This window comes from Peribacillus sp. FSL K6-5616, assembly GCF_038008245.1.
GTDB lineage: Bacteria > Bacillota > Bacilli > Bacillales > DSM-1321 > Peribacillus > Peribacillus frigoritolerans.
Window position 1 is genome coordinate 2,452,427 of sequence record NZ_JBBOYT010000001.1, and the last position, 22,886, is coordinate 2,475,312.

Annotated in this window: 15 protein-coding genes and 3 pseudogenes; 4 read left to right on the forward strand and 14 right to left on the reverse strand. The window is 39.2% G+C overall.

From position 1 onward, the window contains the following. The first annotated feature begins 60 nt into the window (after positions 1–60). Together MHB45_RS11715 and MHB45_RS11720 are read left to right on the forward strand one after the other, a co-directional pair. Entirely contained in the window at positions 61–300 is a 240-nt protein-coding gene (locus MHB45_RS11715; protein WP_048683463.1) for a hypothetical protein, read from the forward strand. A gap of 307 nt (positions 301–607) precedes the next feature. Next, positions 608–1,137, forward strand: a pseudogene (locus MHB45_RS11720) (transposase); the annotation flags it as partial. A 211-nt stretch (positions 1,138–1,348) separates the two neighbouring features. On the opposite strand, the gene MHB45_RS11725 reads toward MHB45_RS11720, so the two are convergent. After that, a complete protein-coding gene (locus MHB45_RS11725; RefSeq protein ID WP_048686969.1) occupies positions 1,349–1,750 on the reverse strand; it encodes an RDD family protein in 402 nt (133 codons plus the stop codon). Between the two features lie 343 nt (positions 1,751–2,093). On the opposite strand from MHB45_RS11725, the gene MHB45_RS11730 reads away from it, so the two are divergent. Together MHB45_RS11730 and MHB45_RS11735 are read left to right on the forward strand one after the other, a co-directional pair. Next, a complete protein-coding gene (locus MHB45_RS11730) occupies positions 2,094–3,713 on the forward strand; it encodes an ABC-F family ATP-binding cassette domain-containing protein (protein ID WP_034307325.1) in 1,620 nt (539 codons plus the stop codon). Positions 3,714–3,911: 198 nt separating this feature from the next. Continuing rightward, the gene (locus tag MHB45_RS11735) at positions 3,912–4,184 is read left to right on the forward strand and encodes a hypothetical protein (protein WP_034307327.1); all 273 of its coding nucleotides are present in this window, start codon (positions 3,912–3,914) and stop codon (positions 4,182–4,184) included. A 412-nt stretch (positions 4,185–4,596) separates the two neighbouring features. On the opposite strand, the pseudogene MHB45_RS11740 reads toward MHB45_RS11735, so the two are convergent. The 13 genes and pseudogenes from MHB45_RS11740 to MHB45_RS11800 all read right to left on the reverse strand — a co-directional run. Beyond that, a pseudogene (locus MHB45_RS11740) lies at positions 4,597–4,865 on the reverse strand (SPFH domain-containing protein); the annotation flags it as partial. Between the two features lie 414 nt (positions 4,866–5,279). Next, positions 5,280–6,788 (reverse strand): glycoside hydrolase family 32 protein, encoded by a 1,509-nt coding sequence (locus MHB45_RS11745; protein ID WP_375543405.1) that lies wholly within the window; start codon positions 6,786–6,788, stop codon positions 5,280–5,282. A gap of 135 nt (positions 6,789–6,923) precedes the next feature. Next, positions 6,924–8,387 (reverse strand): glycoside hydrolase family 68 protein, encoded by a 1,464-nt coding sequence (locus tag MHB45_RS11750; protein ID WP_048686094.1) that lies wholly within the window; start codon positions 8,385–8,387, stop codon positions 6,924–6,926. Positions 8,388–8,532: 145 nt separating this feature from the next. Next, positions 8,533–9,807 (reverse strand): ABC transporter substrate-binding protein, encoded by a 1,275-nt coding sequence (locus MHB45_RS11755; protein WP_048686096.1) that lies wholly within the window; start codon positions 9,805–9,807, stop codon positions 8,533–8,535. Then, positions 9,807–10,973: a response regulator gene (locus tag MHB45_RS11760; RefSeq protein WP_048686099.1), complete on the reverse strand. Its 1,167-nt coding sequence runs from the start codon at positions 10,971–10,973 to the stop codon at positions 9,807–9,809. The genes MHB45_RS11755 and MHB45_RS11760 overlap by 1 nt, the downstream gene beginning before the upstream one ends. Beyond that, the gene (locus tag MHB45_RS11765) at positions 10,951–12,780 is read right to left on the reverse strand and encodes a cache domain-containing sensor histidine kinase (RefSeq protein ID WP_340907881.1); all 1,830 of its coding nucleotides are present in this window, start codon (positions 12,778–12,780) and stop codon (positions 10,951–10,953) included. Before MHB45_RS11765 ends, MHB45_RS11760 begins: the two co-directional genes overlap by 23 nt. A 262-nt stretch (positions 12,781–13,042) precedes the next feature. Then, a pseudogene (locus MHB45_RS11770) lies at positions 13,043–13,566 on the reverse strand (FecCD family ABC transporter permease); the annotation flags it as partial. A 1,029-nt stretch (positions 13,567–14,595) separates the two neighbouring features. Then, positions 14,596–15,432, reverse strand: a complete 837-nt coding sequence (locus tag MHB45_RS11775; RefSeq protein WP_048686101.1) for an alpha/beta fold hydrolase — start codon at positions 15,430–15,432, stop codon at positions 14,596–14,598. A gap of 741 nt (positions 15,433–16,173) precedes the next feature. Then, positions 16,174–16,854, reverse strand: a complete 681-nt coding sequence (locus MHB45_RS11780; RefSeq protein WP_048686103.1) for a C40 family peptidase — start codon at positions 16,852–16,854, stop codon at positions 16,174–16,176. An 827-nt stretch (positions 16,855–17,681) separates the two neighbouring features. Beyond that, entirely contained in the window at positions 17,682–18,737 is a 1,056-nt protein-coding gene (locus MHB45_RS11785; protein ID WP_072273080.1) for an aldose epimerase family protein, read from the reverse strand. 256 nt (positions 18,738–18,993) lie between these two features. After that, positions 18,994–20,388, reverse strand: a complete 1,395-nt coding sequence (locus MHB45_RS11790) for a sugar porter family MFS transporter (RefSeq protein WP_063590904.1) — start codon at positions 20,386–20,388, stop codon at positions 18,994–18,996. Between the two features lie 308 nt (positions 20,389–20,696). Continuing rightward, entirely contained in the window at positions 20,697–22,121 is a 1,425-nt protein-coding gene (gene araA / locus MHB45_RS11795; protein WP_072273081.1) for an L-arabinose isomerase, read from the reverse strand. 51 nt (positions 22,122–22,172) lie between these two features. Then, entirely contained in the window at positions 22,173–22,868 is a 696-nt protein-coding gene (locus MHB45_RS11800) for an L-ribulose-5-phosphate 4-epimerase (RefSeq protein WP_072273082.1), read from the reverse strand. Positions 22,869–22,886: the final 18 nt, after the last annotated feature.

The following is a 22,886-nucleotide window of genomic DNA, read 5'->3' on the forward strand; positions in this document are numbered from 1 at the left end:
AACCGACATTATATACTTAAATGACAATTACATAACTTTTTTAAGAAAGCGGGTCCTGTCATGGAAATAAATCAAAAACAACCAATGCTATCCCCTAAATTAATCCATGAACTTGAAATTTTATCATCCAAAACACAAATGCCTATTTCTGAATTACTGGAAATATCCGTAATTTCACTGCTGGAAAAAGTGAATAATACCAAAGAACTCAATGTTGGACTTAATAATAAAGAAATGATTTTAAGAAATAAAATCATCATCAATCAAAATAAAGAAGTTTTGAATAACAAAAGCACTTGACCATTAAGGTTAAGTGCCCGACTGTAGACAAACTCGATGAAATTCGAGTTTGTCTACATTTTTTTTGCTTGTACAATTTGGACGTTGATTGGAACGTAGGGCACTCGCTTTCCGCGGGCGGTCGGGGAGCCTCCTCTGCTTTCGCCTGCGGGGTCTCCCCTAGACGCGCTTTTCCCGCAGGAGTCTCGAACACCCGCTCCAATCACTTTGTCTTACCTTTTAGATAGAACAACTTTTGCCTAGAGTCATTTTTGTTTTAAAATAGAAATATTAGAACCTGAGGTGATGAGGATGCTTTCATGATTCTATTCAGCGAGATCAACTTGAACTGATTACTTTAGATCAACTGGTGCCACCGAACCAGTTGGTTCGTAAAATGGAGGCTGCCATTGACTTCACTTTCATTTATGACTTGGTGAAGATATGTATTCAGAGGTAGGACGCCCAAGTATTGATCCTGTTATTTAGTTAAACTGACATTCATTCAATATACTTTCGGTATTCGTTCCATGCGTAAAACAATTCAAGAAGAGGAAACAAATATGACTTACCGTTGGTTCTTAGGCTATGCTTTTCATGATAAAGTACCTCCTCCTCCACGTTAGGGAAAAATTATGAGTGACGCTTTAAAGATACAGACCTGTTTGAACAGATTTTCTATCGCATCTTAATAACAGCCGCTGATAGAAAGTTAAAAGTGCTGAACACATATTCGTCGATTCCACACATGTGAAAGTCAATGCGAATAAGCGAAAATTTGAAAAGAAAATTGTAAGCAAAGAAACACGAGCATATCAAGGGCGTCTTCTTCCAAATGAAATAAATCAAGATCGTAAGCACTTGACCATTAAGGTTAAGTGCTTTTTAGCTTCCTAACTACCACTGTATTACTGCTAAAAATATTCTACCGTGGTTTCCAATGTAATATTAATACCTAAATACCATACAATAAAGTATTCAGCAAAATTTCCTCCATATTATAGATCTCATCGGTTTTTATCTGTAATTTCGCATAAAAAAAGCAGCTATTAAGCTGCTTATCCATTATTCATGGCTTATTAGATGTCACGTATGTACCCGCTATGAAATCATGTATCGATCTATGGTCTTTCCTGATGCCAACCATGAATGCACTGACAATAAACCCTATCCCTAATGTAATGGCATATACCAAAGCAGCAACTAAATACCTCAATAGCATAGTGCCTATCCCTAATTTTTTGCCGTCCATCCTTACTATGCGTATTCCCATAATCCTTTTGCCAACTGTATAGCCATACCATAGTATCGGGATAATCACCATGTAGAGAAAGTTAAAAAGAGTTGAAAAATTTTCATTTTCCCAATCACCGGTAATCACCCCGAAAATTATCGCTAATGGTGTTGATACTATTATGCCGTCCAAAACTCCTGCGAAAAGACGTTTCCAAAAACCTACTGAATCACTCATATATGTTCCTCCCGTTGTATTAGTTACAGTTACCTATATTACCAATAATAAGGTAGGCGCGTAATGAGCCTTTGTACCTATCATATTCTTTAACAAAAAAAGACAACTTGCATTATAGGTGACAATTCATAAACAAAATTAAATCTTTGTGTAATTTTTGCTTATAAACGTTTGTTTTTGCTAATCTGCCTTTAATTTTCCTAAGAAATAAGATACAATTTAAATGATGCACAGTTTAAAACATATAAGATTGTAAACTGCTGTTTGTATGAATCAGCGTAAAACTAATGAAACAAAGTGTTGGACACGTTGAAACAAAAGTATTTTGGAGGAATGTAAATAAATGATTACAGTAAATAATGTTGGTTTACGTTATGGCGATCGTAAACTGTTTGAAGATGTTAATATAAAATTCACTCCTGGTAACTGCTATGGCCTGATTGGTGCGAATGGTGCCGGTAAATCCACTTTCTTAAAAATCCTTTCCGGTGAAATTGAAGCACAATCCGGTGATGTCCACATGGGGCCAGGCGAACGCCTTGCCGTTCTAAAGCAGGATCACTTCGCTTATGAAGAGGAAGAAGTCCTTAAAGTTGTCATTATGGGACATGAAAGATTATATGAAGTGATGCAAGAAAAAGATGCCATCTATATGAAGGAAAACTTTACCGACGAAGACGGAATGAAAGCGGCCGAGCTTGAAGGGGAATTTGCCGAATTAAACGGATGGGAAGCTGAACCCGAAGCTTCAATCCTCTTAAAAGGCCTCGGGATTACAGAAGACCTGCATACGAAGAAAATGGCTGAATTGAACGGTGGCGACAAAGTTAAAGTATTGCTTGCCCAGGCACTATTCGGTAAACCGGATGTTCTTTTACTGGATGAGCCTACCAACCACTTGGACTTAAAAGCGATCAAATGGCTGGAAGAATTCCTAATCAACTTTGAAAACACTGTTATCGTAGTTTCCCATGACCGTTACTTCCTTAACAAAGTTTGTACACATATCGCGGATCTTGATTTCGGTAAAATCAAAGTTTATATCGGTAACTATGACTTCTGGTATGAATCAAGCCAGCTTGCCCTTAAACTGACTCAAGATGCCAATAAGAAAAAAGAAGAAAAAATCAAAGAGCTTCAAAATTTCATCGCGCGTTTCAGTGCCAATGCATCCAAATCGAGCCAGGCGACATCCCGTAAGAAATTATTGGATAAAATCAGCTTGGATGACATCGAGCCTTCTTCACGCCGCTATCCATATGTCGGCTTTACTCCTGAACGTGAAATCGGGAACGACCTGCTTCGTGTAGATGGAATCTCGAAAACGATCGATGGCGTAAAGATATTGGATAATGTCAGCTTCACGATGAATAAAGGCGACAAAATTGCATTTGTCGGTAAAGATGAGATTGCTAAAACAACAATGTTCAAAATCTTGGCAGGTGAAATCGAACCGGATGGCGGCTCATTCAAATGGGGCGTTACGACCTCTCAGGCATACTTCCCTAAGGATAATGCTGAATTCTTTGAAGGTGTCGATTTAAATCTTGTCGATTGGCTCCGTCAATATTCTCCTAATGACCAGAGCGAAAGCTTCCTGCGCGGTTTCTTGGGCAGGATGTTATTCTCAGGCGATGAAGTCACGAAAAAGGCAAGTGTACTTTCAGGGGGCGAAAAAGTCCGCTGTATGCTTTCCAAAATGATGTTAAGCGGTTCGAACGTCCTGATGCTTGATGAACCTACCAACCATCTGGACTTAGAGTCGATTACGGCATTAAACAACGGTTTAATCAGCTTTAAAGGATCTATGATCTTCTCTTCTCATGATCATCAGTTCATCCAAACTATTGCGAACCGGATCATTGAACTTACTCCAAAAGGTACAGTCGATAAGCAAATGAGTTATGATGAGTACCTTGAAAATGGCGAATTGCAAAAACAAGTCGCCGAAATGTACAAATAATACTTTTATGAAGGCACATCCTTATTGGATGTGCTTTTTTCGTTCCCTATTCTTTCTGCCTGCATTTATTTCATACCTTTAATGTATTGAAGGCATAAAAAACACGCTGCAATAAATATAATAATATTCCCTGAAAGATGAGCTCTGAATAATTTCATGGATAAAAAGGTATATTGGTAAGGAAGGAGTGAGTTAGAATTGGATGGTCATACAGTGAAAAATATTTTTGATGATACAGGATACCTTTTTTTATATGATAAATTCAGTTATCATTTTTATATATCCGGATTGTTCGATGTAGTGGAACAAGAAAAAGTAATCTCGGATTTTTTAAATTCTTATGGCTTCGATGATAAAAACCCTCTCTTTTTTGACGACTTTTCCTATTACTTTAATTGCTTTCATTATTCCCACCAAAAACAAAGGATGATGAATTACTTAAAAACCGAGTATGACGAACATATTTGTTAAGTAGTATAAAAAACCAGATAAACTGCCAAAACTATTCAAAAGTATAATCGTCCCTTACCTGAGACTATAGGCAAACTTGATGAAAATTGAGTTTGCCTATAGTTTTTTTATGGTTGTACGATTTAGATGTAGATTTCCGCTCCAGGCACTCGCATTCCGCGGGCGGTCCGGGAAGCCTCCTCGGCGCCTTTGCGCCTGCGGGGTCTCCCCTGGACGCGTTTTTCCCGCAGGAGTCTCGCACCTTTCTCTCCAATCAACTTTGGTTTAACTTTTAGATAGTAGTCTACAAACTGTAGCTCCCTTGTCTATATGATTGGACCTACAGTTTTTTGCCTATACAATTTGGATGTCGATTTCCGAACCCACTTTGTCTACATACTGAGGTAAGTGCCCCTTAAATTTCCCCCTGTTATTCTTCCTTGCTTGCTGCCATATTCATGTTCGCTTCGGCTCGCTTGATTCGCGATTTTTTCTCTGCATCGACGGAGCTATATCTGCCTCCCTCTTCACCTGCGTAATCCTTGGCTTTACAAGCGACTCATGATATCCATTTTAGCCTGAATGTCTTTAATGGTGAACGATACGATAATGAGTCCCATTTTAGCTAAGTCCTGCGAGGCTCCCCTCTTTACTTTACCAGGAAAACTTTCCATGGTTTTTATGAATTTCCCCGACTGTCATATGTGAGAATTAAAGAGTTTATATATGGTATATGGAATATCCATTAAACCCAAGTGTTTCTGAGAGAAATAAAACCTAAAATTGTATCATTTCCCGTAAGGTGTTAAGAACTAAGGTTCTGTTCTGAAAACCTAAGTTTCTTAACACATTTTAGCTGAAGGATTTATGACGATTTTCCTCATCTGTTGATGTTCAATAACTCATACATTTATCTATGTTCAGTTAATATGACAAAGATAAGTTTCAGTACATAGGCTTATAGAAATCGAGCTTTTTCTATGTCGAAATTTGCTTAACGTATGTTTTGGGCGAAAAGTTGGTGATGCCCCTTTAGTAAATGTTCATATTTGAAGAGTCATTTCTTATAAAAGAATGTATGTGTATTCATATGAAAGGTATCTGCCAAGATGAGGTTCAATTAATCGGATCAAAATGTGTAACCTTCATATTCTTAAAGATTGCTTTGCCGCCATCGGTGAAGAGAGTAATTCCTTTATCTTCATCATGAGGGAATATTAAGTTTGAATAAGCAACCTTTCCATCATCCACAAAAACTTCAATACTGGTTTTATCGACGAGAATCTTTAAATGAACCTTCTTCTTACTGACATCAAATGGTGCAGTACTTTCAACCAACTGATTCGTTTCGTCAGGTTGATCTGTGAATACCCGATTGACATAAGAGTAATTTCCTTCTGCAGAAATGCCTACGTCAACGCGGCGTTTTTGATCTTCTGACTCCCTGAGCCTAAATCCTGCATTCTTAAAATCCGACCATGAGAGATCTGCCTCTATTTGATAGGTATCTCCTTTAACATCAAGTGTTTCCGAGCCATCCACTTCGATTTTATCAAAAGAATTCGTTGAGCTTGACAATTCTTTTAATGCTTCTGAAGGCTGTGAAGAAAGATAATACTTGTTCTCGCCTTCACGCTTTAGTTCAATTTGACGGACGATCGAATCCATTCCGTTAAACCCTTCTTTTAATGTCGGCGTATTGTTGGCGTAGGCCCAGTTATTCATCCAAGCGAGGGCATAGCGTTTGTCTAATTTGTCACTTGCCTTGCCATCTTCAAACGTTACTCCGCCATACCAATCGAAACCGTAGTCTAGCCATTGCGGTTCATTGTTATCTAGAAGAAATTCCGTTCCATTAAACGTTCCTGTCCAGTATGCATAGGTGTTGGGTTTCCCTGCTGCTTTACCGTTTGCACTGACGCCCAGCACCCACTTTACTGTCCCGTCATCAGCACGGATCTGGTAAAGGTCAGGGCACTCTAAAACTCCAATGTTCTTAGTGGAAAAACTGCTCGTATAGCGCCAATCTTTCAGGTTATAAGACTCATAAAAACCTATTTTCGATCCTTCGGCCATGGTCATGACCCATTTTTGATTCGTGTTATCCCAGATGATTTTTGGATCTCTAAAATCCTTCGTTCCTGGATTTTTCATAATAGGCTCGTCACTGTAAGAGGTAAACGTATTTCCTTTGTCCGTACTGTACCATAGAAATTGTTCTTGTTTCTGGCCATCCTTAGAGGGTTGGGTTGCGATCGCCACAAAAGCCTCTTTTCCAAACCCAGCTGTATTTTCCTTGTCTACAACGACTGACCCTGTCCATGGATCCCCATTTTGATTCGTATATTTTGGAATGGCAATTCCTTCATCCTTCCAGTGAATTAAATCTTTAGAGGTGGCATGTCGCCATTCTGTACCATTTCCATCCGGGTAATCTCCATTATAGAGGTAAAAATAATGATAATTTCCTTCATAGAAAAGGGGCTTCTGTGGATCGTTTTTCCAATGATCAGGAGAAGTAAAATGATAGGCAGCTCGGTATGAGTGCCTTTCTACCTTATTTGGCGGAGTAGCTTCTTTTGTTTTATAAAATGAATGAATCAAAATTCCTGTGCTAATAACCATCCCTAATCCAAGAACGAATAATGCAACCATCTTATATTTCTTTTTGTTCACTTAAACTCACCACTTTTTTCTTTTAAAATAGAAAAAAGAAAATGCCAAGTTTTCCTGACATTTTCTTTTTCTTTTCACTGGTAACTACTTAACCGTAATCTGACCTTGTTCAAGAATACTGTCTTTTACTACCGATGTTTGTTTCCCTTTAATGTTAAGCTGGAAGCTTGGGGCAAAGGTAGATTTATTGTCTTCAAAATAACCTCTGTTTGTCATGTAGCTTGTCACTACAACATTATCACTGTCAGCCTGCGGGATTGCATAGTGTGCATAGTTCCAAGTGATGTCATATGGATCTAGATCCTGATGCAGGACGATGCCCGTTTTATTTAATGGTTTATATGGGCCAGTTAAGGAATTTGACGTGTAGCCTAACATGTAAATATCTTGATTATCGATTCCATCAATGGTCATTTTTGATCCTCTTGAACTTGTGAATAAATACCACTTGCCGTCCTTTTTAAAGATGTTTGGACGTTCGATTTCATCTGTGACCGTATTGGAAACAATCAATGGCTTCATTTCTTTTTTCAACGTATAATCGTCGTTTACTTCAATAATTCCAATTGCACCGTTTGCAAGTTCAGCTAACTCTTTTTTAGGGCTTTGCATAAGTTTGTTTTTCTCACCCTGGAAGAATTTATTGCTGTTGCCATAATAAGCTCTATTGTATAGCGATTCTTCGCCTTGGTAGCCATATTCTGTACCCGTATTTGCTTCAAATACAAGGTATTTGCGGCCGTTGTCTTCTACATAGTGAGGGTCTCTGAAGGTATGATTATCAGCGGAATTCCCGTCCTCTACAAATTTATCTACAGTTTGGTAGTACTTGCTGTCTTTGCCTTCATAGATGGATTTGTAATCCTCAACACCATCCACTTTTAATGTTTCAGAATCTGGCTCTGAAAGGTTCACTTGAGCGGTTGTCAAGGTTTGTTTCCCATAATTCCCCGACTCAGGTATATACGGTTCACGGTTTGTATAGAATAAGCGAACTTCCCCGTCCTCAGTGAAGGTTGCAGAACCTGACCACTCTTCGGCTTGCTCTTTTAGGTAAGGATCATTTGGAACGTTTTTATCATTCTCATCAAATACTCTTCCAGCATTCTTCCAAGCATCAAGGGAGTTGTCGCCCACTTTTTTGTAGAATATGTAGATGAACGTATCACTCGCGTTTTTAGGATCGCCTGCTAATCCAAAAACGATATGATATCCTTTGTACTCTGCAACAGTTCCATCAGCGTTTTGCAATGGCCATGTATCCCACACATCTAAGTCAATGGTTTCGCCTGATTCCGTTACTTTTTTGGCAGAAGGGATGTTTTTAATTGTGGATTCGTCAAACTTAGGAACGGCATATCTAGTATCACCGTGCTGATTAATCATATCTTTCATAGCTGATCGAGTGATTTGTGAAGTATCGTACGTTTCTTTGTAATCTGCCGGATCCTTTGGAGCTGCAAATGATTGGGTAACAGTACCGCTTAATAGAATGCCAGTACTAAGTATTCCTGCTGTTGCCTGTTTGGCAAGCCTGCTAAAGTTCATAAATCTTCCTCCTCGTTTTATGTGTTTGCTAGTACAGTAGAATTATAGGCGATTCATGAAAAGAGGGGTATGCCACATATTGATTGGAATTTAGTCGTATATTGATATCGCAATTTTGGAAGGCAAAAAAAGCCCCGGCAAGAGGCTATTCCTTCGAAAACCTCTCCCAGGACTTCTGATATTCATTGAGCAGCTGATTGCGGTTCAGCTGTTTCCCGACATAGAGCTGAGTCGCGGCTCCGAATTCTTCCCTTATTTCAACAGGGAAGTGAAACCAGTTAGATGGGACGGTGTTCCCATCTTTGTAATTTCGAAGAGTTTCTTCTGCGAGTGGCCCTATATCATCAGTTTTAATGTTCTTAAACGCAGGTATGAATTTGAATTCTTCCGTCATGAACCGTTTTCCTTGTTCTGACAACACCATCCAATTTAAAAATTTCTTGGCTTCTTTTTTCTTTTCAGGAATGGACTGTTTATTTACGGCCCAATAATTTGGAACGCTGACGACAAGGGCTTCCTTTAAAGGTCGGTCATTAATCGGAATCGGCATAAAACCGATGTTCATGTCAGGCGAAGCTTGATCGATCATCGGCTGAATCCAGTTGCCTTGCTGAATGATGGCTGCTTTTTCGGAGGTAAACAGATTCACTTCCATTGTATAGTCCGTTGACAGTGGATTATCGTTTCCGTACTTTATGGTGAGATCCAGCAGGGCAAGGAGATCCTTAAATGTTTGATTGGTACTGATTTTTTCCGTTCCGTTATTTAAATTTCTTATAAAAGCATCAGTATCCTTTTGCTGGGCAAAAGCAACATTCATTAGATGGTCGCCCAATTTCCAGTCTTCATAGTAGCCTGTCGCAAAGGGAGTGATGCCTGCATTCTGCAGCTTTTCGGCAGCTGCTGTCAGTTCAGAAAGAGTGGCGGGCTGTTCAGTAATGCCGGCTTGTTTAAATAGATCCTTATTATAGATAAAGCCATACCCTTCAAGGTTAACCGGCATTCCGTAAATTTTCCCGTCCAATGTGACCGGCGTCAGGGATTCTTTGTATGCTTGATTAATCCAGGGCTCCCCTGAAAGATCCTCCAGATAGTTCCGCCACAGCTTGGCATTTTCATAGCCGCTGTTTGTAAAGATATCCGGACCAGTGCCGGTCGCCATTTCGGCTTTTAGGTCGGCGAGGTCATCCATTGCTCCTCCAACAGTATGTACCCTGATATTGACGTGAGGGTTTTCCCGTTCATAAGCACGCGTCATTTCTTCAAATTGAGTGGAGATTTCCACTTTCGGATTCCTTAAATCCAGCGTGATTTTCCGCTCTGTCTTTTCCGTTTTTTCTGGTGGGGCTACGTCCTGACATGCAGAAAGAGGCAGGCTGACGGCTCCGATTAACAAAAGGGATAAAAACCTGTTTTTCATCATGTCACCCCTTTAGATTCATGTTGATCGTTCCTGTTCCTGAACTCAAAAGGCGTCATGCCGACGACCTTTTTAAATAGCTTTGAAAAGTAGATTTCATCCTGATAGCCAAGCATGGTCGAGATGGAGTAAATGCTTTTGTCTTTTTGTTTCAGCCACGACTTTGCCTGGCTGATTCTAAGCTCCGTGATGTATTTGGACAGGGTCATTCCGGTTTCTTGCTTATATTTTCTTGAGATATGCTCGCGGCTTAAAAAGAAAACATTCGACAGCTTTTCCAGACTCAAATCCTCCATATAATACATGTCAACATAGGAAACCATGTCTTCCATGCGGCGAGCGGCATCTATTTCATCCAGACGGTGGATGGATCGGAAGTTTTGTTCCTCGAGCTTTTTCTGCAGAGCCTGAAACGAGGTCCTGATATCCGATAAAGTTTCGACCTGCTCTTCAGTTACAAGCCTTACCGGGATATCGAACTCCTGGCTGATCCATTCCTCAACGGAGAGCCATTGATCGCGAATGGTGATAACAAGGCAGAGGTTAAGATCCGTCTGCAGGGAAAACGCATTTCCTAATTTGCGGTCCGTAAGCTCAGCTGAAAGCTTTTGGATATAGAGATCCGGATTGTGCATCTGGTAAAAGGAGAGCAGCGTCAGCATATAGCCCTCCGATTCAGGAAGAAACTCGGCAAGGCTGATTGAATCTGAACGGTCCCCCAGACATATCGCAGTGGCTAACTGGTTTCTCCGCAGTTTTTTCACATCTTCCAGCACTTCAGCATGTTCGAAGTCATCCTTCCAGGCTTGTACCGATTTTTCCAGTGTATGATTGAACGCCTCATACTCAATCGGCTTCAGCAGGTAATCAAAGCTGCTGTGCTGAATGGCTTTGCGCATATAGGAATAATCGTTATAACCAGTAATGAAAATAACTTTCCCCGGATAGGAAATGGAATCCAGCCACTCAATCAGTTCGATTCCGCCCATACCGGGCATTTTCACGTCTGTAAAGATAATCTCCGGACGTTCTTTTTCAATCAGTGATTTTGCCTCATGGCCATTTTTGGCTTCCAATAGCTTGGTGATGCCGTAAGTTTCCCACTGGCCTAAATGGCGTATGGCGTCCCGCACATTGAATTCATCATCGACAATCAGTGCTTTCACCGTGTTCATCTCCTTTCCTGAAGTAAGTCTTTATCATTCCCAAGGGGGTCTTTATCGGGATCCTCATGCTGACGGAAAACCCCAGTCCGTCATTAGAATCTACTTTCATTTCTGCACTTGGTCCATACCCTAGAAGCAGCCTGTCACGAATATTCTTCAAGCCTATATGTTCATGCGAATAAGTCCCTTCGTAAGGGGGTGTATAGATATGTTCCCATAGAGTCTGAAGCTCTTCTTCCGTCAGACCCGGACCATCATTCACGACAGTAAAGCACAGATCGTTTCCTTGTTTTTCCCCGTTAATGGACAAATGAGCGTTGCTGTAACCTTCCTCATACGTGTGTTTAAAGAAATTCTCTGCTAGAGGCTGCAGAATCATACTTGGAATAGTCATGTCCAAAATGGACTCATCGATATTGACCGAGTAACTTACATTTTCACCAAAACGCTCTGTTTGAAGCGAGAGGTACGCTTTTGTATACTCAGCTTCATCCCGAACCCGTACCCATTGATCTGCCTGCATTGAGTAACGCATCATTTTGGACAGCGTAGTCAGCAATTGATAGACCTTTGGTGCATTCGACCTGAGGGCAACAGCGCCGATGGATTGTAAAGCGTTAAACAAAAAATGAGGATTAACCTGTGATTTTAACGCCCTGAACTGGTTCTTCCTGTTTTCAATTTCAAGCTTATATTCACGGTCAATGTGGGAATTGATCCGGTTCATCATGTCCTTCATGTGTGACTCCAAATGGCCAATTTCATCACTTTTGGTATCATCAAAAGGGACATTCATATATCCGCCTTCAATGGAGCGGACTTTGCTGCTCAGCCTCGTAATGGGACGGGTAATCCTATTTGAGATAATGCCTATCATCAGCAAACCCAGTATTCCTACGCCGATGCCGACAAGGATATTGGTATAGGCGGTTTTCCTGACATCTTCATATAAATCCTGACTCGACATGACCTTAATCAATTTCCAGCCGCTCAGTGACCCTGATAACTCCTTTGATAAGAGAATATCGTCATCATGCCGGCTCCTATTCCCGTCAAGACGTTGCTTTTCATCGGCAGGAAGAGGTTTTCCAATCAGGGCACGATCATTTGCATACATGACACGATCTTTTGAATCAATAAGCAAAACAGAAGATGCGTCTCCCTGGACAAGGTTATTGCAAATGCGGGCGTACTCGCCCAAATCAATGTCGATTGTAATCATCCCAAGAAACTTTTTAGAAAGAACGTCTATAATTTTGTGGTGAAAAGTCATCACCATCGTTTTGTCCGATTTTGGAATAATGGCTGCATTATTGTAATTCTCAAGAGGGTGGGGCGGCTCAATCAAATATTGTGAGTCAGATGTATACAGCTGTTTGATCGGGTCCTGGTTCAGAAAATTCGGCTGATACCTGTGTGTGCTGATCATTGCATTATAGACAGTAAATGACTCATTGTTTTTAGCAATATAGAAACGGATTTGCCGGAATTCTTTTCTCATTAAATAAAAGGTTTCGAGACTCTTTTCCATGGTCATAGGGTTGAAATAAATGGAGTCTTCGAAGCCGTTTTTAAAAATCCGAAACAGATCAGGGTTGCGGTACAGAATATATGGAAAATCAATCATGTCGTCAAAATACTGCTCCAGTTCATCCGCATTCTTCTGAAGCTGCTCTCGGCTGTTTTCAAGTTCATACTGCTCCACACTGTTTTTTGTATAAGTGTAGATGAAAAAAACGGACAGGAAATAGGGCAGAACGATGAAAATCAGCAGCATGATCAATAAACGGCTTTGTATGCTTTTCACAGGAGGCACCCCCTTTCGCAGAAGGCTCTTTTTTTAGTCTGATCTTATCTTCTCACTTTAGCATCCTAAAACTATATCAAATCAAAAAACCAAGTCAATCATGCTTAAGTAGGATTCGTGCAAGTGCATGTATCGTTATATTTCGCAGTTCGGGCTTATATTATGTTCCAATCTTCGCTGCACCAGAGATTTGAAGATGATAAGGCAAGCAAAAAAAGCTGAAGACATCTTCAGCTTTTACAATAATTGTGCTTTTTCTCCTACTCTTCGTCAACAAATACATAAAATAAGGAGCCCCTATTAAAGAGATCATAATCCCCGCAGGTATGCCTGTGAGTTCCAGTATGTTTCTTCCGATGGTATGCAGCCAGGCGCGGATCTGAATCGCTACCGGCAGGAAGAGCTGATTTCGAGGTCCGACCAGAGCTCTTGCAAAGTGAGGAACCCTGAGCCCGACGAAGGCGATGCCTCCTGTTGCTGACAGCTGCTGCTGCAACGCAACCGCTGTCAGCAACAGGATCGCCCTTTCTTTTTCAACTGATACACCTATGCCTATCGGCACAGGTTCACTCAACCAAAGAAGATTCAGCCGACTCGCTTTGTACAGTGTAAAGGGGATGAGAATAGCAGGTCTGCATCCCATATGTTCCCTGACAGCCAATTTGCAATAAAATCCACCTATTGTCGATCAGCAGATTAAATAAGGACAAGCATCAGACCTGAGAGGGCCATAGAAAATCCCGCCCCGGTTAATACAAGTTTGACTGGCTGCATTCCCGCAGTCCGTCTTCGTAATAGTCACAAGGGGTGGTAATTCGATGGCTTCAGAAGGTTTCAAACAACATCACTTAACTTGTCGTATCTTTATGTAAAGCATTCGAAGCTTCGTTAAAGTAATCATTGTCTAATTCGAAACCGATAAAGTTCCGATTTAGATTTATAGTAGCCTGCCCTTTTCATCCTGAACCCAGATAACAATCCAATACTGTTTCACCTTCATTAGTTATAGTTACGATAATGAATTAATTAACTCAGTAACCAAATTAAGGCAAATTTATCTTCCATTTAGATTAGTTTTAGATGATATTCGTCAAAATATGATGAATTACGATTAGGATATGTCTGGACTATATTAATATGGGGAACGGCTGTAGGGTTTTATACAAAGTATAAATTTCCTACAAGTATACATTTGAATATCGAAGATTCTATTAACACTTATAGGAGTAACTGTTAGTTTAAATAAACATTTACATAAATATAACGTTAAAACGAATCGAATAATTCAAAGGAGAGATAGAATTGATAAACAGTTGATAGAGAGACTGAAAGAAGAAAAAGTAATTCACTCTTTCAGTTAAAGTACGGTTTCGATGCAGGGACGGAAAAGGGAAATAAATAAGAAGTAAGCCTTTGTCACTTTGGGCAAAGGCTCCTTTTTTGACGAGTTTCTTCTATTAACTAAGAAGGTATTAGACTGCCTTTTTTCTTTAGAAATACATTTATAACAATTAAGGTCAAGTACATCTCGGGGTGCCCTAGATTCTGCTAATAGCTATAATACTGTATATATCACAGCTAACTTTTTTATTAGCAGAACCCCAAAAATGCAATTGCAGTTAACATAAAGGGTATTGAAAAGTGTAGAATTATCCAATCAATCCCTGATATCAGTGTAATAATAATTGCTACGATTCATTTATACTAAAAGTTAGCAACACTCTGCTTTTTCCTCATATTAAGAGTTTTCCTACAACCTTATAAAAAGAAAGACTGCTCCTCCTTCTCATTTGAAATAGGATCGTCATTACTTTATTAATCTTTTAAAAAGGTTAGTAACGCTTCATTAAATTCTTTTGGATGAGTTGCGTTTAATCCATGCGGACCACCTTTTATTAGAGCGAGCTCACTACCAGGAATGGAATCATATGTACGTTTTCCACTTAACTCAAAAGGTACAGTTGCATCAGAGTCACCGTGAATAATAAGAGTAGGTATATTGAACTTTTCCAAGTCCTTTCTAAAATCTGTCTTACTAAAGGCCGTTATACAATCGAGCGTACCCTTAGGTGAGGCACTGGCTGCAATATCCCGATTATATATACGGAATGGCTCACTAACTAAATCTGTTTGATTACCCGCCGCGAAAAATCCCTTCGTAAATTTGTCAAGAAATGCAAGGCGGTCATTTATCACGCCACTTTTGAATTCTTCAATTGTTGCATCATCTAATGCTCCTTCGGGATTATCTTCTGATTTGTATAAATAAGGAGGAACTGCTCCAGCAAAAACAGCCTTTTCAATACGATCTGTTCCATACGTACTAATGTATCGAGCTACCTCACCTCCACCCATAGAAAAACCAACGAGTGTGACATTTTGAAGATCTAAATGTTCTAACAGTTTATGTAAATCGGAAGCAAATGTCTCATATTCATACCCTTCCCACGGCTGGGATGATTTCCCGAACCCTCTACGATCATATGTTATGACTCTGTAACCTGCTTCAATAAGAGCTGGCACCTGATATTCCCAAGAGCGACCACTTAAAGGCCAACCATGTATTAAGACAACGGGTTTCCCTGAACCATGATCCTCATAATAAAGTTCAATTGGAGCATGATTTTCATTACCTACAGTAAATTTTGCCATATAAATTTCCTCCCATGAATTAAACCTATATTCTTGCTTCTCTAAACAAAAAACTCTTTACTTCAAAACATTTAACATATTTTTTTGCGAAATGTTTATAGGATTATTATATTCCCTACTATCGGAATTGTAAAATTATTCAAAAAATATTATCAATCAATATTATTAGATTACAATTTATTTGTTTAAACCAAGGTGTGTAAATTATTAAAAAATATTGAAAAAACTAAACTGAAAAATCGAATTAGGAGATTTCTAAGCAACTCCAATTGGGGTATCTCCAATTAAGTTGGAATTAGGAATCACAGCCCTTCCTAAAACATCAAGGCTTATTTATCGATTTCACTCTGCAAATTTTAACTTATTTACAAAAAAATTAATTTGTATGCTAAAGTTTAAAAGACCCTACGATAACAGTGAGCCGCAGCTTGAACGCTACGATAATGAGTCCAACTTTAGCTAAGTCCTGCGAGATTACCTTCTGAACCTCCTGGGGAAACTTTCACGGTTTTTATAAACTTCCTCGAATGTCTTATGTGAGAATTAAAGAATTTATATTTGGTAAATGAAGTATCGATTATACCCAAGTGTTTCTGGGAGCAATAAAAGCTAAAATTGTATCTTTTAAAAATTTTATGTTCTAATACCGATTCTACCATCCGCAGGACTTATTAGTATCGTAATCTATTGGTAGAACTAGAAAAGCCAGTCTCTTCAAAAAAGAACTGGCCACTTTCTCTATTACATTCTTTTTGCTCCTACATATCTTTTCTTCCAATAACTATTATCCATGGAGGAAATGCTCACACCGTTTGATGAGGAGCTGTGTATGAATTGATTGCCCCCTATATAAATACCGGCATGTGAGGCACCAGGTTTATAGGTTTCATAAAAGACCACATCTCCAACTTGTGGTTTGGACACCTTTGTCCCCTTTTTATAAATTTCCGATACCGTTCTTGGTAATGTGACATTTGCACCTTTATCGAAAGCGTATTTTAGGAATCCGCTGCAATCAAAACCTTTTGGTGTAGTTCCACCCCATACATACCGTACATTCAAATGTTTCTTTGCTTCCTTCACTATCGCAGTAGATTTATTGCTTGTTTTATTTACATTAGCGTTGGAGGTCTTCTTTTTTACTCCCAAAGCTTTATATGTATTCGGACCGACAATACCATCAGCTTTTAAACCTTTACTTTTTTGGAACTTTACGACTGCACTTTTAGTAACGGTCCCAAAATATTTAGTTGTATTATTACTCTTAAAATATTGTTTTTTCTTTAGAACCTCTTGTAATTGTTTTACTTCTGTATGAGTCATTCCACTTTTTAATGTACGATCGCCCAATGCAGCATTACCAACCAACGGATTTGATAGTAACAATCCAGAAACAACAAAAGATGCTATGATTTTTTTCATTTTCTCCCCCGATTAAATATCTTTTTTATCATTTTATCATCTTTAAGTGACACACATATTTACCTAATTTTACATTATTATTACAAATGCATACATAAAGTGAGTATAAAATACAAAATAACCAAAATATCGCTCATGCTTTCGAAAGGTATTAATTAAGAGTAAATTCCTTGCTTTTTATAGTAGTAACCATCCTGTTTGGATAGTCTCCTCGTACTGTAATATATTCTCCACTCCTTACATTTTATTTTTTCACTAGTTACAAATCCTTGAGCTTATTAAATACATCGAAGTTATGACTTTAATTTGGGATATTCCATTTAAGTAAAATAAACATCCCCTTACCCTTAAATTAGGTGGTGTCTAACAAAGGCATATCGCTCACGACTATAACTGCCTGAATATTTTTCGTGATGCCATTCCATTCTTGGAGAATTCCTGCCTTGTTTCGTACAAAACAATCGAGTGAATGATTTGTCGGGAACAATCGTTAATTTTTTTGAGGCATAGGAAAAGCACCTCCTTTGATACAAGGATCGTATCAGGAGGTGCTATGTATAGAATATGTGCTGTTTAAATGGGGGCTTATCTTTAACCTTAGTTTTACAGCCCACTATCTAACTGTTTACGCTTAAAGATATAAGTTATCCTCTATCATCGAAAACTCAGTTCGAGTGAATGGCTAATTCTTATTCGGCGGGAATCCTACCCGCTACATGTCACGAGCTATGCTCGATCGTTCTTACAGTCACGGATGTCGATCCTAACTAGCAGCCGAATCTATGTAAAATTATCGAAACGAAATCAACCAATTCAACTCTTTAACACTAACTGGAACCTTCAGCTGAGTGGGTACTGACCTCAATTTTGTATTTTGTTTGGGAAGTATAATTTTGGCCTGCTAAAAGAAGAATATCCCCAAAATCTTCAAACTCAATCGCTCCTGGAGCAGCTTGGGTTTCAAACGTTATTCCGCCGTGTTGAATTAATTTTTCTCCGTGCATAAGTGGCACATCTTTCACAAAGTTTGCCGTGTAAATGACAACCGCAGGCTCTTCTGTGTATACCTCGACTGTTATTTTCTGGTCAGGACTAATTAATTTGGCTGCAGTTTGATGAAGTCCTGGGCACGTAAGGAAGAATGGATGATCGATCCCTTGAACTTTTTTAACTTCTGCGTCATTGGCTTCAAAGGTTGATTTTAATTTCTTCGGTGTTCGAAAATCATAAGGCGTGCCGATTGTGCTTCGCTTTTCCCCAGTTACCGTGGTATCTTCATTTACTGGTGCAAATTCTTCAGAAAAGATTTGTAAGAAATGATCATCGATTGGATTGCTGGGATGCCCTGTTAAGTTAAAATAGACGTGATTGGTCGGATTAAAAACTGTGTCTTTATCACTTTTTGCTTGATAGCTCACTGACCAAATATTTAAGTTGTCCAATGTATAAGTCACACTTACTATCAAATTCCCCGGAAAACCATTCTCACCATCAGGTGAGTGGGTTGAAAAGATGATCGATGCACTTTCATCCGTCTCCTTCACTTCATAATCCCAGATTTTTTCATCGAATCCAGGACTGCCACCGTGTAATGTATTCCCTAATTGATTTACAGCTGTTTGGTAACGTGATTCACCAATTGAAAATTCGCCATTTTTTATTCTTCCAGCGACTCTTCCTATTGTTGCTCCATAATACGTTTCTTTTTTGTAATCCTCAATCGAGTCAAATCCCAATACGATATTATTACGACCCGATTCCGTTAGGACGAACAGATTGACGATTCTTGCACCAAAGTTCGTAACTTCCATTCTTACTCCATGATCATTTTCTATCGTAAACAGCAAGACTTCATTTCCAAACGAGCTTTGTGATACTTTCATTTTTATCGGCTCCTTCCCTATTAAATTCCTTCATATAAATAAAAGCTAAAACACCATGAATTGCACTAAAAGTTCAGCTAACATTTTTAATAATTGTAAAGCCCGAAGTAGCAACCTCGGGCCTAAGAAAAGGAATCATATGAGTAAATCAACATATTCTTGATGAAGTATTTTCCCTTATGTCCCCCTGATTTAAAATCTCTTCTATTCGCGTATAACTTCTTTTAATTCCGCTCAAAACCTTAATAGTTCTAATTTAAGCACTTTTCCCCTTAGCTTGTCTACTTTCCCCAATTTTTTCAATTTCCTCCAAAGTATGACCTCGAGTTTCAGGAACGCATGTCCGAATAAATAAAACACCAAGTAAACAAATAGCACCGAAGATTGAAAAAACAGCTTCTTGAGACATCGAAGCGGTCATGATCGGAAATAGCAAGCCAACCAAGAAAGAACCAATCCAGTTAAATGATGAAGCCACTCCTGACGCCCGCCCGCGAATTACCAGCGGGAAAATTTCTCCAACTATGACCCAAGTTAATGGAGCCCAAGTGAATGAATAAAGAGCTACATAGATACTTAAGAAAACAACCATCATCATCGGGTTTGCATTAGGAATTAATACATTCAATATGGCCGGCAAAATAAAGGATAGCCCCATAATCGTTCCGCCGATTGTTAATAAAGTACGGCGATTAAATTTATCAGCAATCATTAGGAATATTAATGAACCTAGTACGAGAATAACCCCTTGAATAATTGGCCACATCAATACTGAGCTGGCTTCATGCCCTGTTGCTTTTTCCACAATCATAGGAATGTAATAAAAAATTGCGTTTGCTCCCTGAAACTGTTGAAACGCAGCAACACCCACACCAGCCATTACTAAATAACGGTATTTATTACTTAAAAGGGTACCCCATGATGCTTTTTGATTTACCTTTGCTTCCTCTTTAACAGTTTCTTGTATTTGTGTTATTTCAGAATCAATTTGTTCTTTGTTAGGGCGAATATAGCCCAACACCCTACGAGCTTCATCCATTTTATTGTTCTTAATTAAAAAACGTGGTGATTCGGGTAACCTTGACACTCCAATAAATAAGATCAAAGCAGGTACGGCAGCCAAACTAAGCATCAACCGCCAAGCCATTGTTCCTGGTAAGTCTTTCAATAAATAAGCGACAATGTAGGAAAGCAACATTCCAGAGACAATCATTGTTTGGTTAATTCCTGACAGACGTCCACGTAAACGTGCAGGCGCCATTTCCGACATATAGGCTGGGACCAACGCAGAAGCAGCTCCAACAGCCAACCCTAATAAAATCCGAGCAACAATCATAAAAAGGATCCCGTTATGAGGGGATATTCCTGCCAAAATGGATCCAACAGCAAAAATGATAGAAGATATTAAAATCATTTTGCGCCGTCCTAAACGATCAGAAAGTTGTCCGGCCATGGCACCTCCAAAAATAGCTCCAAACATCAACGAAGAGGTAATCCAGCCAATGGCACCTGGGTTGTTTTGAAGGTTCCAATCATGTTGCAGAAAAGGCAAAGCACCCGTCATAACGCCGATATCATAACCGAAGAGAATGCCTCCAAAAGCCCCAAAAAAATAAATGAATCCACTTGAGATTTTCTTTTCATTAACCATTTAAGTTCCCCCCTAAAGGTTTTAAAATTATATTTGATCCCACTACTAAAATATTGATTACTTTTTGAGAAATAATAATAGTGTTTTCAAATCACAAATACATGCCAGTTTCCATCATAAAAGTTATTTATTAAGATGAATTCCGTGTCGTCATTGTCTATTAAAACGCTTTCATCTTTTCCCTAAAAACTACGAAAACGCTTACGAAAATAAAGGGATCATACTAATGGTCACTATTTCCATTCTTCAACTTCTGATTACCTATTTTTTCCCTCCAAGGAATCAGAGCCTCCTTGGAGGGAGAGACATTACTTAATAACTACGTATTCCAAGCCAACAAGTTTGGCATAGGTTATGATTTGGTCTGTTGTTAAATTCAATGAAACAACTGTATGGTGACCTCCACCATTCTCAAGCCAAGCTTTCACTCCATCTTGGAAGTTTGGCTTCACTTCCCAAAGTACACGGGCCACTGGCAGGCTTGGTGCTTGAACTGTTGGCTCGAATGCAGAAACTTCATTAATCAAAAGTTTATAGTTTGTACCAAAGTCAGCCATGGAAACAACGACACCGTCTCCTGCTTTGCCGTCGAATACTAAACGTGCTGGATCTTCACGATCACCTATACCTAATGGAGATACGACAATTTTTGGTTTGTTACTTGCTAAAGATGGGTCGACTTCGAGCATATGTGATTGAAGGATTGATTCTTGTCCAGCAGCTAATTCATATGTGTAATCTTCCATAAATCCAGTTGATTGGTTATGGCTCATCACTTTCAGTAAGCGATCAAGTGCTGCCGTCTTCCAATCTCCTTCACCCGCAAAGCCATATCCTTGTGCCATCAAACGTTGGACGGCAAGACCAGGAAGTTGTTTCATCCCATATAAATCTTCGAAGTTCGTTGTGAAGGCCGTGTAACCACCATCATCAAGGAAACGTTTAATCGCAATTTCATAGCTTGCCTGTACCTTTACGCTTTTCTCCCAATTTTCCCTACTATAGGTACCATAATCAAATTCATAATGGCCTTCGTATACTGCAAATAAAGCATCAATTTCTTCATCAGTAACCGCATTTACATATTGAACAAGGTCTCCGATTCCAAAATAGTCAACTGTCCACCCAAATTGGATTTGCGCTTCAACCTTATCCCCTTCGGTTACTCCAACGTTACGCATGTTGTCTCCAAAGCGAGCGACCTTAATGTTGAAGCTTTCGTTATAAGCAACCGCTACGTCCATCCATTGTGCAATTTGCTGCCGGACTTCAGGACGCTCCCAATAACCTACAACAACTTTATTTTGTTTTTTCAAACGAGCATTGATAAAACCATATTCACGGTCACCATGAGCGGATTGGTTCAGGTTCATAAAGTCCATATCAATCGTTGCCCAAGGAATACTTTCATTGAATTGTGTAGCTAAATGAAGCAATGGTTTTTGTAATAATTTTGTTCCACGAATCCACATTTTTGCAGGTGAGAAAGTATGCATCCAAGTGATGACACCGGCAACTTCGTCACGATAGTTGACTTCTTTCATGATGTTTGTGATTTTATCTGCACTGACAGCTAAATCCTGCAGTACAAGTGGATAAGGTAAAATACCGCTTTCATTTAATGCATCGGCTATCGTTTGTGCATTCGCCTTGACCTCTGCTAACGCTTCTTCCCCATATAGATGTTGTGATCCTACGACAAACCAAAATTCCTTTTTTTCTGTTGTTAACATAATAAGCCTCTTTTCTTTATCTAATAGGTTGATAATTTGATAGAGTTGATCTTACTTTTGACCGTAATAAGCATATTTTCCATGTTTTCGTAAATAGTGTTTATCCAAAATATTTTGTGGTAATTCTTTTGCAAAATGATTTAATTCCCGTGTAAATAAATTCATTTTCGAAACTTCATCCAACACCACACTATTCATTACGGCGGATTTTGCATCTTTCCCCCAAGTAAAGGGACCATGACCATGAAGTAAGATACCAGGAACGGCTAAAATGTCTAACCCGCGCTCTTCAAATGTTTCGATGATTAACTTCCCAGTCTCCACTTCGTATCCACGATCAATCTCCTCTTGTGTTAGGTAGCGGGCACATGGGATGGATCCATAAAATGTGTCTGCATGAGTGGTACCCATCGCTGGAACATCAAGGCCTGCTTGAGCCCAGATTGTCGCCCAAGTTGAATGAGTATGCACAATGCCGCCGATTTCTTGGTAATATCTATAAAGTACTGCGTGAGTCGCTGTATCTGATGAAGGCCTCAATTCTCCTTCAACAACATTGCCATTTAAATCAACAACAACCATATCGCTGGCTTTCATCGTTTCGTAATCAACACCACTAGGTTTGATAACAAATAAACCGCTTTCACGATCAATGGCACTCGCATTTCCCCATGTATATTTCACGAGTTCATATTTAGGCAAGTCCAAATTTGCTTGAAATACCTCTTCTTTCAGTTGTTCTAACACGTCAATCCCTCCAGTTTT